The following is a 16,336-nucleotide window of genomic DNA, read 5'->3' on the forward strand; positions in this document are numbered from 1 at the left end:
TCCTCGCGGCATCGGGTTTGCTAACGTGTCATCAAGGCCGGCATCTTTCGGCACGCAAGCACATCTGAATCGAAGAGGACAACATGGATACGAATCTGCTGATGATCGGCGTCGCCGTCATGCTCGGACTGATTGGCGTTGCCGCGTCGCGCGATATGCTGCGTCGCCTGCGGCCGCAGCCGCGTCTCGTGCCGATTCGCGTCGAACGGCCGGCGCGGCGTCCGCGCGATATCAGCGGGATGTGATGTCCGGCTCTCGACGAGCCTAGATCTCGACCACTTTGTTCCACGCGAACGCCGCGTTTTCGAGCGCGCGCGTGCGTCGGTCGAGGTAGCCGCGCGGATTGCACACGACGCGTGTGCCGTTTTCCACATAATCGAATGCCGTATGTGTATGGCCGTGCACCCATAGCGTCACGGGCGCGCGCACCATCGACGGCAGATCGTTGACGAATCCCGCTGACACGACGTCGTCCGCATAACGCTCGGCGAGACTGCGCCGGTGCGGCGCATGATGCGTGACGACGATCGTCTTGCCCGCGAAGGGCTTTGCCAGTTCCGTTTCCAGCCATGCGCGCGCGTGACGGTGAAGCGCGATCGTATCGGCAGGCGTCAGGTTGCGCGGCGTGTTGTCCTGCAGCGCGCCTTGCCCACCCAGATCATTTCCCGCTGTCCACGTCACCTGAATCAGCCCGCGATAGTCGAGCATCACGCGCTCGGCCGCCGCGATCGACGCGGCGCGCGATGCTTCATCGTCACCGTAAAGATCGAAGTCGGTCCATAGCGTCGTGCCCAGCACGCGCCACTGTCCGAGCGGATCGACGAGCGTCGCGTTGTTGAGAAAGTGCACGTTGTCGACGCTGGCGGCGGCGTCGTGCATCGCCGCTTCGAGCGCGCCGAACTCGCCGTCGTAATACTCGTGGTTGCCCGGCACATAGACGACGGGCACCGCGCCGTCGAATGTTTCGGCGGCCCAGCGCAGGCCTTCGGCGTGATTGTGGATGTCGCCTGCCAGCACGACCAGATCGGCGTCCGCATGCGGAATGATTTCCGGCTGGTCGGATTCGAGATGCAGATCGGACAGCACGCGAATTTTCATGGACGCCTCTCGTCGATACCTATGCTGTTAGCGTAGCACCTTGCCGGGATTCATCAGGTTCAGCGGATCGAACGCGGTTTTTAAGGTCTTCATCAGACGCACCTCGAGATCCGATTTGTAATGCGCGGATTCGTCGATCTTCAACTGACCGATTCCATGCTCCGCGCTGATGCTGCCGCGATGCCGATGCACGCTGTCGTAGACGATCTGATTCATCGTGCTCTGATATTGGGCGAGAAACTGCTTCGCATCGCCGCCTTCCGGCGCTTGCACGTTGTAATGCAGATTGCCGTCGCCGAGATGGCCGAATGTCACCATCCGCGCGCCGGGCGCGGCCTTCGCGATCAGCGCATCCGTTTCTTCGATGAAATGGCCGATCCGCGAAATCGGCACCGCGATATCGTGTTTGATGTTCAGCCCTTCCTCCGCCTGCGCCAGCGGAATGTGCTCGCGCAGATTCCAGAATGCCTGCGTCTGCGCGAGATTTTCGGCGACCACGGCATCTTCGACGAGACCGCTTTCGAGTGCCGTTTCCATCATCCGTTCGAAGAGCGCGCGCGCGTGTTCTTCGCTTTCGCTATCCGACAGTTCGAGCAGCACGATCTGTGCGTGCGGCTCGGCGAACGGATAGCGCATCTGCGGAAAATGCCGGTTCACGAGACGCAGGCAGAAATCCGACATCAACTCGAAGCCCGTCAGAAGCGGCCCGGCGTGACGTTGCGCGAGCGACAGAAAGTCCAGCGCGGCATGCGCCGAAGGCAGCGCGGCGAGCGCCGTCACGCGCGCCGCCGGCTGCGGATGCAGTTTCATCACGGCCGCCGTGATGATGCCGAGCGTGCCTTCCGCGCCGATGAAGAGATCGCGCAGATCGTAGCCGGTATTGTCCTTGCGCAATCCGCGCAGCCCGTCCCACAGTTCGCCTTGCGGTGTCACCACTTCCAGTCCGAGACACAGTTCACGCGTGTTGCCATAGCGCAGTACGCCTGTGCCGCCCGCGTTCGTCGACAGATTGCCGCCGATCGTGCAACTGCCTTGCGCCGCGAGACTCAGCGGAAACAGGCGGCCCGCCGCTTCGGCGCGCGCCTGCACGTCGGCGAGCACGACGCCGGCTTCGACGGTGATCGTGTTGTTGTGCGGGTCGACGTCGCGCACGCGATTCAGCCGTCGGAGACTCAGCACCGCTTGCGCGCCGCTCGTGTCGGGCGTAGCGCCGCCTACGAGGCCGGTGTTGCCGCCTTGCGGCACGATCGCGACACGATGCTCGTTCGCGAGCCGCACGATCGCGGCGACTTCTTCGGCCGTCGACGGGCACAGCACCGCGCATGCGCCGCCCGTGTAGCGGCGGCGCCAGTCGGTGAGATAGGGCGCGGTGTCGTGCGGATCGGTGAGGACGTGCGCGGCGCCGATCGCGTCGGCGCACGCGGCGATGAAGGTCGATGAAGCGGCGGAGTTCATGGATGGTCGGTCAGGGCGGGTGGGACGTGTTCGGCTTAGATGTAGTCGTGATGCATCCGATATGCAACGCGGCCAGGGCGGTGGCCGCGCTGCGACTGGCAATCAGACGGGGCCGCTGGCCGCGCCGCTTTCGCTGCGCGCGTGACGCTTCGCCGCGCGCTTGAACGGCGCGACATACACCAGCGCGCAAACGAAGAACACGGCGGCGACGATCGCCTCGCACCAGCCGAGCCGGGCGCTCAGGCCGCGATCCGACATGCCGCGCACGATGCCTTCCATCAGATACAGCAGGCTCAGCATCGATGCCCACTGCAAGGTGTAAAGCCGCTTGCGCCACACGCCGGGCAGCGCGAGCAGCAGCGGCACGGCCTTGAGCACGAGCAGCGAGCCGCCTGCGCGCAATGGCGCGAGCCACCATTCCCACGCGACGCACAACGCAATCAGTGCGATGAGCGCAACCAGCGCGCCCGCTGCGGCGGCACGGTTGCCTTGCGCGCTGCTAACGGAAGCGGCGTCGCGCGCGGTATTCATGGCCGCTCGCTCATCGAGGCCGCCGTTCGCGCGATCCGCGCGCCCAGCGCAATGGCGAGCGTTTTTTCGTCGGCGGAAATGCCGTGGCCAGCCGAGTCCGCACGCGCGAAGTGGGATGCGCCGTAGGGCGTGCCGCCCGTTTGCGTCGTCGTGAGCGTGCTCTCGGTGTACGGAATGCCGAGTATCAGCATGCCGTGATGCAGAAGCGGCAGCATCATCGACAGCAGCGTCGTTTCCTGGCCGCCGTGCAGGCTGCCCGTCGACGTGAACACGCAGGCCGGCTTGCCCGCGAGCGCGCCCGAGAGCCACTGCGGCGTGGTGCCGTCGAGGAAATATTTGAGCGGCGCGGCCATGTTGCCGAAGCGGGTCGGCGAGCCGAGCGCGAGCCCCGCGCACTCTTCGAGGTCGCGCAGTTCCACGTACGGCGGGCCTTCTGAGGGAATGTCGGGCTGCGTGGCTTCGCAGACCGTCGAGACGGGTGGCACCGTGCGCACGCGCGCCTGCATGCCGGGAACGCTGTCGACGCCGTGCGCGATGGCCAGCGCGAGTTCGCGCGTGGCGCCGTGCCGGCTGTAGTAAAGCACGAGAATGTCTTTCATAGGCATTGGCAGTGAACGGGTATTATAGGGGTGGGTTCGCTGGCGGTGCCGCGAGATTGTCGACGCGCTCGATGCTGGCGCGTGCACTGAAGTGGAGGAGGTTGGTTTGTTGTCCAGGTTGCGTCTCGATCTCGACGCGCTCAAGCGTCTCGCGGAGTTCGCCGCGAAGCGCAGCGGCGAGGATCGCATTCCTCAGGTGGCGGGCAGTCTCACGTTCACGACGATGCTTTCGCTGGTGCCGCTCGCGACGGTCGCGTTTGCGTTGTTTACCGCGTTTCCGATCTTCGCGCAGTTCCAGATGTCGCTGCAGACCTTTCTCGCCGACCATCTGATGCCCGACCAGGTCAGCAGCCAGATCTTCAAGTACCTGAACCAGTTCGCATCGAAGGCAAAGGGGCTGACCACGGTCGGCATGATCATCCTGTTCGTCACGTCCGTGATGACGATGATGACGATCGAATCGGCATTCAATGTGATCTGGCGCGTGCGCAAGGCGCGCCCGTTTGCCCAGCGCGTGCTGGTCTACTGGTCGATCCTGACGCTCGGTCCGATCCTGATCGGCGTCAGCCTGTCGATCTCCTCGTATCTGTTCACGCAGTCCATGACGTACACGGCCGCGCAGCGCATCACGCCGCTCATCGAATGGGCGCTGGCGGGCGCTGCGTTGCCGCTGACGGTGCTCGCGTTCACGCTGATGTACGTGTTCGTGCCGAACTGCCGCGTGGAGTGGCGCGACGCCATCGTAGGTGGCGTGACGGCCGCGATCGCGTTCGAACTGGCGAAGCGCGGCTTCGGCTTCTACATCCGGCGCATTCCGACTTATACGGCCGTGTATGGCGCGTTCGCCGTCGTGCCGCTTTTTCTCCTATGGATGTACCTCAGCTGGTTCATCACGCTCGCGGGCGCGATGATCGCGTCGGCGCTGCCGGCGATACGCACAGGGCAATTCCATCGACCCGACTTTCCGGGCAGTGATCTGCTCGACTCGCTCGAATTGCTGGCACGGCTCGTCGAAGCGCGCGATGCGGGCACGCACGGCTACACGGTGCCGGAACTCGCGCGCGCCTTGCGTCGCGATATGGAAACGACAGTGCGCCTGTTGCAGCGCCTCGAAGCGATCGACTGGATCGTGCAACTCGATGAGAACGGCCAGCGCCCGCGTTTTCTGCTGATCGCGAACCCGAATCAGATTACCGTGGAGCGGCTCTTCAGCCTGTTCGTGATCGACCGCGAGGAACTCGCGTATCAGCTGAATCTCGATTCGACGCATGTGGATAGCGCCACGCTGCTCGCCGCACTCGATAACGACGCGCTCAAAGTGAGCCTGTCGACCTTGCTGGCGGCGCGCGCTGTTGCGCGCGGCGCTACGCAACGGGATCAGACAGGCGTGGCCGACGCGGCGGCGCTGCCCCAGCAAACGGCCTGAGCACTCTCGGGCTTTGGGGCGCCTGCGCGTCGTGCGTAGTGCCCGAACCGCGTCCCCCCGCACACCGCTAGCTATAACGAAATACGCCCTGTGCAGATGTCCTTGAACATCACCCAGTCGCCCATCAGGCTGTAGATGGGATGCCGGAAGGTCGCCGGCCGGTTCTTCTCGAAGAAGAAATGGCCGACCCACGCAAAGCCATACCCACATATCACGGCTGCCGGCAGCCATAGCCAGTCGCCCGTCGCGAGTGCCATCGCGACGAAGCCGATCACACCCAGCGATCCGACGAAATGCAGCCGCCGCGACACCGCGTTGCGATGTTCGGTCAGATAGTACGGATAGAACTCCGCGAAGCTGGCGAAGTGCTCGTCGTGCGTCGTCTGATGGCTCATGATCGCCTCCATTGCGCGCCTGCGTGAGCGCCGCCGCGCTGCCCGATTCTATCGGGCATGGATTCATTGTGCTGCTATCGTCAGACGCGCGCAACCTGGCCATTCGGCATATGGTGCGCGCGCTTCGGGACGGTTAATGTGAAGCCTATGAGCGGTTCGGAGCGTGCGCCGTCGCAAATGTGTAAAGCGCGTCGAGCGTCGCATCGGGTTGCTCGGACATCAGCGCGTGGCCGGCGTCGAGCGTGATCGTGTCGACGGACACGTGAGCGCCACGCAGCGCGTCGGCGAGGGCTTTGGCGGCACGCGGCGGCGTCATGACGTCGCGCCTGCCGACGATCAGACGCGCGGGGCACGTCACCTGCGCGGCGCGCGCGAGGCCGTCCGTGTACGCGTTGCAGGCGCTGAAGTCGGTGTGAAAGAGCCGTGGCTCCCCCGTCGCTGAAACGCGCTCCATCAGTCGCTGGTTCATGCCATGCAGCCAGAAGCCAGGCGCGGGGCAGGACGGTTTGGCGGCGAGCGTCGAATGCGACCACTGGTTGACCATCTCGATGGCTTCCGGCTCGCGCTCGCGCGCGGCATCGAGCAGCGCGTCGGAAACAGCCATCGGCACGGCTGTCGCGACGAGCGCCAGATGCGTTGCGCGTGACGGATAGCGGCCGGCGAAGTCGAGCGCGATCAGCGAGCCCATGCTGTGCCCCGCGACGAACGCACGCGACACGCCCACGGCGTCGAGCAACGCCACGAGCCAGTCGGCCATCGCGCCGATGCTGGTCAGCGCCGGGCCGGCGCTGCGGTGGTGGCCGGGCAGGTCGACGGCCAGCACGCCGAAGCCGTGATGCGCGAAATAGCGCGTTTGCAGCGCCCAGACGCTGTGATCGTGCTCGGCGCCATGAATGAAGACGGCGGTGCGCAGGGTGACGTCGAATGCCTTGCCGCCCGTGTAGGCGTAAGCCGGTTTGCCGTTGACGTCGACGATCATGCGGACTCCTTGCGCGCCGGACCGGCGGGCTTCGAGGCAGCAGGTTGCGCAGCGCCGCCCGCGGATTTCTGCGCAGCCTTGAGCGCGCGCTTGAGATCGTCGATCAGATCGTCGGGGTCCTCGAGGCCGATCGAAAGACGTATCGTGCCTTCCGCGATGCCTGCGGCGGCTAGCGCGGCGGCGTCCATGCGGAAGTGCGTGGTGGACGCGGGATGAATGACGAGCGAGCGGGCGTCGCCGACGTTCGCGAGGTGCGAGAACAGCGACAGCGCTTCGATGAACGCCCGTCCAGCGGCGCGATCGCCGCGCAGGTTGAAACTGAACACGGCGCCCGCGCCGCGCGGCAGCAGGCGCTGGGCGAGCGCGTGATCCGGGTGGGTCGGCAGTTCGGGATAGGCGACTGATTCGACGGCGGCATGCGCAGCGAGAAATTCGACCACCTTGCGCGTGTTCGCGACATGGCGCTCCATGCGCAGCGGCAGCGTTTCGATGCCCTGCAGCAGTTGCCACGCGGCTTGCGGATGCAGGCACGCGCCGAAATCGCGCAGCCCTTCGCGGCGGGCGCGCAGCAGGAAAGGCGCGACGGTGCTTTCCTCGGCGAACACCATGCCGTGAAAGCCTTCGTACGGCTCGGTGAATTCGGGGAAGCGCCCGGACGCGGCGAAGTCGAACGTGCCGCCGTCGACGAGCACGCCGCCGATCGTCGTGCCGTGGCCGCCAAGGAATTTGGTCGCCGAGTGGTAGACGAAATCCGCGCCGTGGTCGAACGGCTTGAGCAGATACGGCGTCGTGAAGGTCGAATCGACCAGCAAAGGCACGCGATGCTCATGCGCAATCTGTGCGACCGCTGCGATATCGAGCACGTCGAGGCCGGGGTTGCCGAGCGTCTCGCCGAACAGCAGTTTCGTGTTCGGGCGCAGCGCGGCGCGCCATGCGTCGATGTCGCCCGGTTTCACGAACGTCGTTTCTATGCCGAAGCGGCGCAGCGTGTAGTTGAGCAGGTTGTGCGAGCCGCCATAGAGCGCACTCGACGCGACGATATGCGAGCCCGCGCCCATCAGCGTGGCGATCGCCAGATGCAGCGCGGCCTGGCCGCTCGCCGTGCCGATCGCGCCCGCGCCGTTTTCGAGCGCGGCCACGCGCTCTTCGAACACGGCGACCGTCGGGTTCGAGATGCGCGAATAGACATGGCCCGCGCGCTCCATGTTGAAGAGCGCAGCGGCGTGGTCGGAATCTCGGAACGTGAACGACGTGGTCTGGTAAATGGGCGTCGCGCGCGCGCCCGTCGCGGGGTCGGGGGCGGCGCCCGCATGCAGCGCAAGCGTGTCGAAACGGTTGGCGGACATCGTGGACGGCCGGACCTCGACAGCCCGGCGAAGGTGAAAGTGGGGGCCATCGTATCATCGTGCCGCGCGCGAACCACTCGGTTAACGCCCGTATTACATCTGTATGGAAAGTAGGCCGGCAAGGCGAGAATGAGCCGTCCGGCGCGCCACACGCAGCCGCCGGCCAGCCCGCGAGCGCCGCCCGCCGGACGTGCGCTGGCGCGCTCCCGGCGGTGGTTGTGCGCTTTCTTTTTGTGGGCCTTTCCGCTACGATCGAAAGTCAGTCAGGCCTTTTTTTGCTTCAGAAGGCTTCATCAGGAGACAAATCATGCGCGTCAGCGACATTCTCAAGCTCAAGGGCAACACCCTTTTCACCGTCACGCCCGATAGCCCGCTCAACGAAGCCGTCAACACGATGGCCGAGCACGATATCGGCTCGCTCGTCGTGATGGAATATGGCGATCTCGTCGGCATGCTGACGTTCCGCGAGATCATCCTCGTGCTGAGCCGCAACGGCGGCAGCGTCGGCGGCAGCACGATCCGCAAGATCATGGACGATCACCCGCTCACCTGCACGCCCGAAACGGATGTCAACGAAGTTCGCCGCATGATGCTCGAACATCACGTGCGTTATCTGCCCGTCATGGAAAGCCGCAAGCTGATGGGCGTGATTTCGTTCTACGACGTCGCGAAGGCCGTCGTCGAAGAGCAGGGCTTCGAGAACCGGATGCTGAAGGCGTATATCCGCGACTGGCCCGCGGAAGACGAGCCGCAACAGGAGCAGCCGTCGCGCTGAGCGAGGCCCGGCGTCGGTTCAGTTTGCCGATGAAGCCTGCCGGCATGCCGTTGTCGCATGACTGAACTATCTTCGAAGCGCGCGCGATCAGCGTGCGCTTTTTTGTGCCTGCCAGTTTCGCAAATCGCTTGTGAATCCGGACAGAACTGCCCAGCATCCATCACTCAATGAACGATCGTCCGTTGTCTACCGCCCAACAGCGAAAGCGCGCCGCGCGTGAACACGGTTCGCAGTTCCGGCTGTTGCGCGAGCGCCGTTTCGCGCCGTTTTTCTGGACACAGTTCCTCGGCGCGATGAACGACAACGTGTTCAAGATCGGCTTCACGTCGCTCGTTACGTATCAGGCCGCGCGCTTCTCAGGCGTCAATGCGGATACCGCGGCTTTTCTGATTTCGGCGATCTTCATTCTGCCGTTCGTCCTGTTCTCGGCGACCTCCGGTCAGATCGCCGACAAGTACGACAAGGCGATGCTCACGCGCTTCGTGAAGACGTTCGAGATCGGCGTCATGCTGGTCGGCGGCGCGGGCTTCTGGCTGCACAACGCCGTGCTGCTGTATCTGTGTACCTTCCTGATGGGCGTCCATTCGACGGTGTTCGGTCCCGTCAAGTACGCCTATCTGCCGCAGCATCTCGACAAGTCGGAACTGGTCGGCGGCAACGGCATGGTCGAGATGGGCACGTTCGTCGCGATCCTGTTCGGCACGATCCTGGGCGGCGCGGCGGCAGGCTCGGACGCACACGGCGCGGCGATCCTCGCGTTCGGCTGCGTGGCGATTGCGCTGATTGGACGCGTCGCGTCGGGCTTCGTGCCGCCGTCGATGCCTTCTCAACCGGACCTGCGCATCAACTGGAATCCGATCAGTGAAACCTGGCGCAATCTGAAACTGGCGCGTCAGAACCGGACGGTGTTTCTGAGTCTGCTTGGCATTTCCTGGCTGTGGTTCGTCGGCGCGACGTTCCTGTCGTCCTTCTTCCGGTTCGCCAAGGACGTGCTGTCCGCCAATCCCGATGTCGTGACCGTGCTGCTCGCCACCTTTTCGATCGGTATCGGCACCGGGTCGCTGCTGTGCGAGCGGCTGTCGAAGAAGCGCATCGAAATCGGACTCGTGCCGCTCGGCTCGATCGGCATCAGCGTTTTCGCGATCGACCTGTTCTTCGCGAGCCACGCGCTGCCCGGCGTCACGCATCTGCTGACGGTCGGCGAATTCATGGCGATGCACGCGCATTGGCGCGTGCTCGCCGATCTGTTCCTGCTGGCGATGTTCGGCGGCTTCTACAGCGTGCCGCTCTACGCGCTGATCCAGAGCCGCAGCCAGCCGAGCCACCGCGCGCGGATCATCGCGGCGAACAATATCCTCAACTCGCTGTTCATGATCGTGTCGGCGCTGATGGCCGTCGCGCTGACGTCGGCGGGCGTCGGCATTCCGGGCTTGTTCCTCGTGACGGCGTTGCTCAACGTGGTCGTCGCGATCTATATCTATTCGCTCGTGCCGGAGTTTCTGCTGCGCTTCGTCGCGTGGCTGATGGTGCACACGTTCTACCGGATGCGCCTCGTGCACGCGGAGCGCATTCCCGAAGAGGGCGCCGCCGTGCTGGTGTGCAATCACGTGAGCTATGTCGACGCGATTGTCATCATGGCGGAAAGCCCGCGGCCGATCCGCTTCGTGATGGATCACCGGATTTTCCGCACGCCGCTTGTCGGTTGGCTCTTCAGACACGCTAAGGCGATTCCGATCGCCCCCGCGCATGAAGACCCGGAAATGCTGAAACGTGCCTATGAAGCCTGCGCGAAAGCGCTCGACGACGGCGATCTCGTCTGTATTTTTCCCGAAGGCAAGCTGACACGAACGGGCGAGATGAATCCGTTCCGCCATGGCGTCGCGGAAATTTTGCGGCGCAAGGCCGTGCCCGTTGTGCCGATGGCGCTGCGCGGGCTGTGGGGCAGCTTCTGGTCGCGCAGCACCGATGCGCGCTTTCCGCGGCCGCTCCAGAAGGGCGTGATGAGCCGCCTGACGCTGGCCGTCGGCGAGCCGCTCGAACCGGCCGAGGCGACGCCGGAACGTCTGCAGCAGGTCGTCACCGAGCTACGCGGCGCGCGCAAGTAAGGCGGCGGCCCTGAACCGTCTGGCGGAAGGCGCGACGCTTCGTCCATTCGTCCTATGACCACCGGCCGGGCCGCAGCGTGCCACGCCGGCGCGGCCGGGCTGGCATAATAACGTTCTCCCCGCATTTCTTTGGACGACGCTCATGTCCGGCAATACCCTCGGTACGCTCTTCACCGTCACGACTTTCGGCGAATCGCATGGCCCGGCCATCGGCTGTGTGATCGACGGCTGCCCGCCGGGCATGTCGCTCGTCGAAGCCGACATCCAGTTCGAACTCGACCGCCGCCGGCCCGGCACGTCGCGCCATGTGACGCAGCGCCAGGAAGAAGACAAGGTCGAGATTCTCTCGGGCGTCTTCGAGGGCAAAACGACGGGCGCGCCCATCGCGCTGCTGATCCGCAACACGGACCAGCGCAGCAAGGACTACGGCAACATCGTCGAAACATTCCGTCCCGGCCACGCCGACTACACCTACTGGCAGAAATACGGCATTCGCGACTATCGCGGCGGCGGCCGTTCGTCGGCGCGCCTGACGGCGCCGACCGTGGCGGCGGGCGCGGTCGCGAAGAAATGGCTGCGCGAGAAGTTTGGCGCGGAGATTCGCGGCTATATGGCGGCGCTGGGCGAGATCGACGTGCCGTTCGTCGACTGGCAATACGTGCGCGAGAATCCGTTCTTCGTGCCGAACGCGGATATCGTGCCGCAGCTCGAAACGTATATGGACGAACTGCGCAAGGACGGCGATTCGATCGGCGCGCGTATCAACGTGGTTGCGTCGGGCGTGCCTGTCGGCCTTGGTGAGCCGCTGTTCGACCGTCTCGACGCCGACATCGCGCACGCCATGATGGGCATCAACGCGGTGAAGGGCGTCGAGATCGGCGCGGGCTTCGAAAGCGTGCGGCAGCGCGGCTCCGTGCATGGCGACGAACTGACGCCGGAAGGCTTCGTCGGCAACCATGCGGGTGGCGTGCTCGGCGGCATTTCGACGGGACAGGACATCACCGTGTCGATCGCCATCAAGCCGACGTCGAGCATCCGCACGCCGCGCCGCTCGATCGATAAAAACGGCCAGCCCGCCATCGTCGAAACGTTCGGACGTCACGATCCGTGCGTCGGCATTCGCGCGACGCCGATCGCCGAGGCGATGCTCGCGCTCGTGCTGATCGACCACGCGCTGCGGCACCGCGCGCAATGCGGCGACGTCACCGTCGATACGCCGAAGATCGCTGCCAGCGCGCCCTGACGGGCAACGCCGTTCGGCGTAGGGTCGAAGCTATCCGGCAAACTCGCTGGTTCCCGACGGGGCGGTCAACATGAACACTATGCATTCCACCGCCGCCGATCTGCTCGCGCCGCTGCGAGCGCGCACGGCGTTGCCCGACGCTGTCGCGACCGACTGGTTCACGCTCGGCAACGCGTTGCTCGAACGTGCAAACGGCGACAAGGCGCTGCTACGCGAAGCCGTCGATGCGCTGATGCGGGCGCATCGGCTGGACGCGAATTGCGACGCCAGGCTGTTGCACGACATCGCGCAAACGGCCTTCATCCTGCGCGACTGGGCGCTCATCGAATCTTCCACTGCACTTCTGCTGGCGCGTGATGCCAACGACGCGAACGCGCTCGTCTGGCGCGCGGCCGCCGTCCAGGAGCGCGACGATTTCACGGAAGCGCAGCGTCTGCTGCACGAAGCCGCGCGCGCGGCGCCCGGCAATCACATCGTTCTGCACAAGCTCGCGTTGTGCATCAAGGAACAGGGCCGCTTCGGCGAAGCGGAAGCGTTACTGCGTCGCGTGCTGGAACTGTCGCCGAACAACGCGCACGCGCTTTTCGATCTGTCGGAACTGGAAGTGCGCGCAGGGCGTTACGCGCAAGGCTGGCTCGACTACGAGGCGCGCGTCGCATTCGCGCACGATTCGAATGCCGCGCGGGCTGCGCTTGCCGCCATCTGTCCGAACTGGCGCGGCGAGCCGCTGGCGGGGAAGACGCTCGTCGTTTATGGCGAGCAGGGCAACGGCGACTGCCTGTGGTCGGTGCGCTTTCTGCCGCTGCTCGCCGAGCGCGCGCAACGTGAAGGCGGCCGCGTGATTTTTGGTTACGCCGGGCCGATGCAGCATCTGTTCGAACGCATGCTGCCGGACGGCATCAAGATCGAAACGAGCCTCGACACGAAGCCGGACTATCACTGCGGGTTGATGAGCCTGCCGCTGCGCCTGGGCATCAACGATCCGTCGATGTGGGGGCGGCCATATCTGAGCGCTGATCCCGCGCTTGCGGATGTATGGCGCGAGCGTGTCGCTGCCGTCACTCCGGCGGGGCATCGCAAGGTCGGCCTCGTGTGGAACGGCAATCCCAATCACATCCGAGACAGGCGGCGCTCGGTCCCGGCGCATGAGATCGCGCAGATTCTCGATGTGCCGGGCGTGACGTTCTTCGCGATTTCACCCGGGCGCGAGCAGACGGTCGGGCAATGGCGCACGCAGGGCGTCGATATCGTCGATCTGACGCCGCAGTTCACGGCCGGCTTCGACGATGTGGCCGCGTTGCTCGTGAACCTCGATGCGCTCGTCACCATCGACAGCGGCCCCGCGCATCTGGCGGGTGCGCTCGGCGTGCCCACCAGGCTGATGCTCGATCTCGTGTCCGCATGGTTCTGGGGCGAGGAGACGGAGCGTACGCCGTGGTATCAAACCGTCGAGCTGTTTCGTCAGCCGGCGGCTGGCGCGTGGACACCCGTGCTCGAACGCGTGCGTGCGCGGCTGGAAGCGCTGGTGGCGTGAGCCGGTGCAGGGCAGGGCTTCGATGCGAAAACGCCGCTCATCGAGCGGCGTTTTGCTTTGCGGACGACGCGGTGTGCGTCACATGTTCGGATAGTTCGGACCGCCGCCGCCTTCGGGCGTGACCCACACGATGTTCTGCGTCGGGTCCTTGATATCGCAGGTCTTGCAGTGGACGCAGTTTTGGGCGTTGATGACGAGGCGCTCGCTGCCGTCGTCGTTTTTCACGAACTCGTAGACCGCGGCGGGGCAGTAACGACTTTCAGGGCCTGCGTAGGTTTGCAGGTTGACCTTCACCGGTACCGACGGGTCTTTCAGTGTCAGGTGTGCAGGCTGATTCTCTTCGTGATTCGTGTTCGAGATGAACACCGACGAGAGACGGTCGAACGTCAGCTTGCCGTCCGGCTTCGGATACTCGATCGGCGTGCACTGCGATGCCGGTTTCAGCATCTCGTGATCCCAGTGCTGGTGATGCAGCGTCCACGGCACATTGCCGCCCAGCAGCTTCTGTTCGATGCCGACCATCAGCGTGCCGAGATACAGGCCCTTGCTCATCCACTGCTTGAAGTTGCGCGCACGATAAAGCTCGGTGTGCAGCCACGAAGTCTTGAACGAGTCCGGATAAGCCGTCAGTTCGTCGTTATGGCGGCCGGCCTGTACGGCGTCGAATGCGGCATCGGCGGCGAGCATGCCTGTCTTGATTGCCGCGTGCGAACCCTTGATCCGCGACGCGTTCAGGAAGCCTGCGTCGTCGCCAACGAGTGCGCCGCCCGGGAAAGCGAGCTTCGGCAGCGACAGCAGGCCGCCTGCCGTAATCGCGCGCGCGCCGTACGACACGCGCTTGCCGCCCTCCAGGAACTTGCGGATCTCAGGGTGCGTCTTGTAGCGCTGGAACTCCTCGAACGGCGACAGATACGGGTTCGAATAGCCCAGGCCCACCACAAAGCCCACCATCACCTGATTGTTGTCGATGTGATAGAGGAACGAGCCGCCGTAAGTCTGCGTATCGAGCGGCCAGCCGGCCGTGTGGATCACGAGGCCGGGCTTGTGCTTCGCCGGATCGATCTCCCACAGTTCCTTGATGCCGATGCCATACACCTGCGGATCGGCGCCGTCGCGAAGCTTGAACTTGTCCGACAGCTGGCGGCCCAGATGCCCGCGCGCGCCTTCGCAGAACAGCGTGTACTTCGCATGCAGTTCCATGCCGAGCTGGAAGTTTTCGGTCGGCTCACCGTCCTTGCCGATGCCCAGATTGCCCGTCGCAACGCCCTTGACCGAGCCATCGTCGTTGTACAGCACTTCAGCGGCAGCAAAACCCGGGAAAATTTCGACGCCCGCCGCTTCGGCCTGCTGGCCCAGCCAGCGCGTGACGTTCGCGAGGCTGATCACGTAGTTGCCGTGATTCTTGAAATTGTCCGGCAACGCCCAGTTCGGCACCGATTTCGCGCCCGTCTCGGAGAGAAACAAAAAGCGGTCTTCCGTCACTTCGACGTCCAGCGGCGCGCCTTTTTCTTTCCAGTCAGGAATCAGTTCGTTCAGCGCACGCGGGTCCATCACGGCGCCCGAGAGGATATGCGCCCCAATTTCCGAGCCTTTTTCGAGCACGCAGACGCCGATCTCGACGCCTTTTTCCGCCGCGCGCTGCTTCAGGCGAATGGCCGCCGACAGGCCCGCCGGGCCGCCGCCGACGATCACCACGTCATATTCCATCGACTCGCGCGGGCCGTATTGCTCGATCAGACTTGCGGGGGTCATTGATGCTCCTCTTACCGTTAGAATGCTTTTTTCGGGATCGTATTGTCAGCGAACGATCCCTGCGCTGCAACACAATGAGGCAAGATTAGCACGATCGTTCTATTATTGTGAACTGGGAATAACGCCATGCCGGCGCAACGCGCGGCCTGTCATCCCCGTCACATCCACGTTCCAAGGAAAACGACAATGGGCCGTTCGATCAATCTGGAAGGCAAGGTGGCGCTGATTACGGGCGCGTCGAGTGGACTCGGCAAGCGGTTTGCCATGGTGCTGTCGCAAGCGGGCGCCAAGGTCGTGCTGGCAAGCCGACGAATCGAACGCCTGAAGGAATTGCGCGCCGAGATCGAAGCGTCGGGCGGCGCGGCGCACGTCGTTTCGCTCGACGTGACCGATTATCAGAGCATCAAGTCGGCCGTCGCGCATGCGGAGACGGAGGCGGGAACGATCGATATCCTCGTCAACAACTCGGGTGTCTCGACCACGCAAAAGCTGACGGAAGTGACGCCCGCGGATTTCGAATACGTGTTCGACACGAACACGCGCGGCGCCTTCTTCGTCGCGCAGGAAGTGGCCAAGCGGATGATCATGCGCTGCGGCGCCACCAACAAGCCGTCGTACCGGATCATCAATATTGCTTCGGTGGCGGGCTTGCGCGTGCTGCCACAGATCGGGCTTTACTCGATGAGCAAGGCGGCCGTCGTGCACATGACGAAGGCGATGGCGCAGGAGTGGGGCCGGCACGGCATCAATGTGAACGCGATCTGCCCGGGTTACATCGATACCGAGATCAATCATCATCACTGGTCGACCGATCAGGGGCAAAAGCTGATTTCGATGCTGCCGCGGCACCGCGTCGGCAAACCGGAAGATCTCGACGGGCTGTTGCTGCTGCTCGCCGCTGACGAATCGCAGTTCATCAACGGCTCGGTGATTGCCGCCGACGACGGCTTCGGCCTGTCGTAACCGGTCCGAACCTACAGAAGACCGGGCGTTTCGCGATCCGCAGAGCAGAAAAACGCGAAACGCGCGATCATTGACACCCTTGCGCAACGTCCGCATCGCGCGGCGCGTTGCGCAGTCCAATCTGGCCGCCGCGCT

Annotated in this window: 15 protein-coding genes; 7 read left to right on the top strand and 8 right to left on the bottom strand. The window is 64.4% G+C overall.

All coding sequences use genetic code 11. The features are described 5' to 3' along the window. Positions 1–83 precede the first annotated feature (83 nt). Entirely contained in the window at positions 84–245 is a 162-nt protein-coding gene (locus tag PPGU16_RS05220; protein ID WP_180721993.1) for a hypothetical protein, read from the top strand. Positions 246–264: 19 nt separating this feature from the next. Here the strand turns inward: PPGU16_RS05220 and PPGU16_RS05225 are convergent, their stop codons facing one another. The 4 genes from PPGU16_RS05225 to wrbA all read right to left on the bottom strand — a co-directional run bounded on the left by PPGU16_RS05225 (position 265) and on the right by wrbA (position 3,683). Next, on the bottom strand, positions 265–1,098 hold the full coding sequence (locus PPGU16_RS05225) for a metallophosphoesterase (protein WP_180721994.1): 834 nt from the start codon (positions 1,096–1,098) through the stop codon (positions 265–267). A 27-nt stretch (positions 1,099–1,125) separates the two neighbouring features. Beyond that, positions 1,126–2,553, bottom strand: coding sequence for an FAD-binding oxidoreductase (locus PPGU16_RS05230; RefSeq protein WP_180721995.1), 1,428 nt, complete (start codon positions 2,551–2,553; stop codon positions 1,126–1,128). 102 nt (positions 2,554–2,655) lie between these two features. Next, positions 2,656–3,084 (bottom strand): DUF2069 domain-containing protein, encoded by a 429-nt coding sequence (locus tag PPGU16_RS05235; RefSeq protein ID WP_180721996.1) that lies wholly within the window; start codon positions 3,082–3,084, stop codon positions 2,656–2,658. Next, positions 3,081–3,683: an NAD(P)H:quinone oxidoreductase gene (gene wrbA / locus PPGU16_RS05240; RefSeq protein ID WP_180721997.1), complete on the bottom strand. Its 603-nt coding sequence runs from the start codon at positions 3,681–3,683 to the stop codon at positions 3,081–3,083. Before wrbA ends, PPGU16_RS05235 begins: the two co-directional genes overlap by 4 nt. Positions 3,684–3,792: 109 nt before the next feature. On the opposite strand from wrbA, the gene PPGU16_RS05245 reads away from it, so the two are divergent. Continuing rightward, complete coding sequence (locus PPGU16_RS05245) at positions 3,793–5,109, top strand: YihY family inner membrane protein (RefSeq protein WP_405032418.1); 1,317 nt, start codon at positions 3,793–3,795, stop codon at positions 5,107–5,109. Positions 5,110–5,180: 71 nt separating this feature from the next. Here PPGU16_RS05245 and PPGU16_RS05250 read toward each other — a convergent pair whose 3' ends face one another. The 3 genes from PPGU16_RS05250 to PPGU16_RS05260 all read right to left on the bottom strand — a co-directional run bounded on the left by PPGU16_RS05250 (position 5,181) and on the right by PPGU16_RS05260 (position 7,829). Then, a complete protein-coding gene (locus PPGU16_RS05250) occupies positions 5,181–5,504 on the bottom strand; it encodes an Mpo1-like protein (RefSeq protein ID WP_180721999.1) in 324 nt (107 codons plus the stop codon). Positions 5,505–5,649: 145 nt separating this feature from the next. Continuing rightward, entirely contained in the window at positions 5,650–6,483 is an 834-nt protein-coding gene (locus PPGU16_RS05255) for an alpha/beta fold hydrolase (protein WP_180722000.1), read from the bottom strand. Beyond that, entirely contained in the window at positions 6,480–7,829 is a 1,350-nt protein-coding gene (locus PPGU16_RS05260; protein WP_180722001.1) for an O-acetylhomoserine aminocarboxypropyltransferase, read from the bottom strand. The genes PPGU16_RS05255 and PPGU16_RS05260 overlap by 4 nt, the downstream gene beginning before the upstream one ends. A 307-nt stretch (positions 7,830–8,136) precedes the next feature. Between PPGU16_RS05260 and PPGU16_RS05265 the strand changes: the two genes are divergently transcribed. From PPGU16_RS05265 to PPGU16_RS05280, 4 genes are all read left to right on the top strand, one after another. Continuing rightward, positions 8,137–8,604 carry a CBS domain-containing protein gene (locus PPGU16_RS05265; protein ID WP_035991317.1) on the top strand — a complete coding sequence of 156 codons (468 nt, stop codon included), beginning with the start codon at positions 8,137–8,139 and terminating at the stop codon, positions 8,602–8,604. Between the two features lie 167 nt (positions 8,605–8,771). Beyond that, positions 8,772–10,709: an MFS transporter gene (locus tag PPGU16_RS05270; protein WP_180722002.1), complete on the top strand. Its 1,938-nt coding sequence runs from the start codon at positions 8,772–8,774 to the stop codon at positions 10,707–10,709. A 142-nt stretch (positions 10,710–10,851) separates the two neighbouring features. Beyond that, a complete protein-coding gene (aroC, locus tag PPGU16_RS05275; protein ID WP_180722003.1) occupies positions 10,852–11,952 on the top strand; it encodes a chorismate synthase in 1,101 nt (366 codons plus the stop codon). 70 nt (positions 11,953–12,022) lie between these two features. Then, entirely contained in the window at positions 12,023–13,486 is a 1,464-nt protein-coding gene (locus PPGU16_RS05280) for a tetratricopeptide repeat protein (RefSeq protein WP_180722004.1), read from the top strand. Positions 13,487–13,564: 78 nt separating this feature from the next. Here PPGU16_RS05280 and PPGU16_RS05285 read toward each other — a convergent pair whose 3' ends face one another. After that, positions 13,565–15,238, bottom strand: a complete 1,674-nt coding sequence (locus PPGU16_RS05285; protein ID WP_180722005.1) for an electron transfer flavoprotein-ubiquinone oxidoreductase — start codon at positions 15,236–15,238, stop codon at positions 13,565–13,567. 186 nt (positions 15,239–15,424) lie between these two features. On the opposite strand from PPGU16_RS05285, the gene PPGU16_RS05290 reads away from it, so the two are divergent. Further along, a complete protein-coding gene (locus PPGU16_RS05290) occupies positions 15,425–16,201 on the top strand; it encodes an SDR family oxidoreductase (RefSeq protein ID WP_035990385.1) in 777 nt (258 codons plus the stop codon). Positions 16,202–16,336: the final 135 nt, after the last annotated feature.

The sequence above is a fragment of the Paraburkholderia largidicola genome, from assembly GCF_013426895.1.
Lineage (GTDB): Bacteria > Pseudomonadota > Gammaproteobacteria > Burkholderiales > Burkholderiaceae > Paraburkholderia > Paraburkholderia largidicola.

Excerpts from the sequence above, each read along its gene's own strand:
- PPGU16_RS05225 (WP_180721994.1), bottom strand. The coding sequence starts at position 1,098 with ATGAAAATTCGCGTGCTGTCCGATCTGCATCTCGAATCCGACCAGCCG.
- PPGU16_RS05270 (WP_180722002.1), top strand. The coding sequence starts at position 8,772 with ATGAACGATCGTCCGTTGTCTACCGCCCAACAGCGAAAGCGCGCCGCG.
- aroC (WP_180722003.1), top strand. The coding sequence starts at position 10,852 with ATGTCCGGCAATACCCTCGGTACGCTCTTCACCGTCACGACTTTCGGC.
- PPGU16_RS05280 (WP_180722004.1), top strand. The coding sequence starts at position 12,023 with ATGAACACTATGCATTCCACCGCCGCCGATCTGCTCGCGCCGCTGCGA.
- PPGU16_RS05260 (WP_180722001.1), bottom strand. The coding sequence starts at position 7,829 with ATGTCCGCCAACCGTTTCGACACGCTTGCGCTGCATGCGGGCGCCGCC.
- PPGU16_RS05220 (WP_180721993.1), top strand. The coding sequence starts at position 84 with ATGGATACGAATCTGCTGATGATCGGCGTCGCCGTCATGCTCGGACTG.
- PPGU16_RS05230 (WP_180721995.1), bottom strand. The coding sequence starts at position 2,553 with ATGAACTCCGCCGCTTCATCGACCTTCATCGCCGCGTGCGCCGACGCG.
- PPGU16_RS05235 (WP_180721996.1), bottom strand. The coding sequence starts at position 3,084 with ATGAATACCGCGCGCGACGCCGCTTCCGTTAGCAGCGCGCAAGGCAAC.
- PPGU16_RS05265 (WP_035991317.1), top strand. The coding sequence starts at position 8,137 with ATGCGCGTCAGCGACATTCTCAAGCTCAAGGGCAACACCCTTTTCACC.
- PPGU16_RS05285 (WP_180722005.1), bottom strand. The coding sequence starts at position 15,238 with ATGACCCCCGCAAGTCTGATCGAGCAATACGGCCCGCGCGAGTCGATG.
- PPGU16_RS05250 (WP_180721999.1), bottom strand. The coding sequence starts at position 5,504 with ATGAGCCATCAGACGACGCACGACGAGCACTTCGCCAGCTTCGCGGAG.
- PPGU16_RS05290 (WP_035990385.1), top strand. The coding sequence starts at position 15,425 with ATGGGCCGTTCGATCAATCTGGAAGGCAAGGTGGCGCTGATTACGGGC.
- PPGU16_RS05255 (WP_180722000.1), bottom strand. The coding sequence starts at position 6,483 with ATGATCGTCGACGTCAACGGCAAACCGGCTTACGCCTACACGGGCGGC.
- wrbA (WP_180721997.1), bottom strand. The coding sequence starts at position 3,683 with ATGAAAGACATTCTCGTGCTTTACTACAGCCGGCACGGCGCCACGCGC.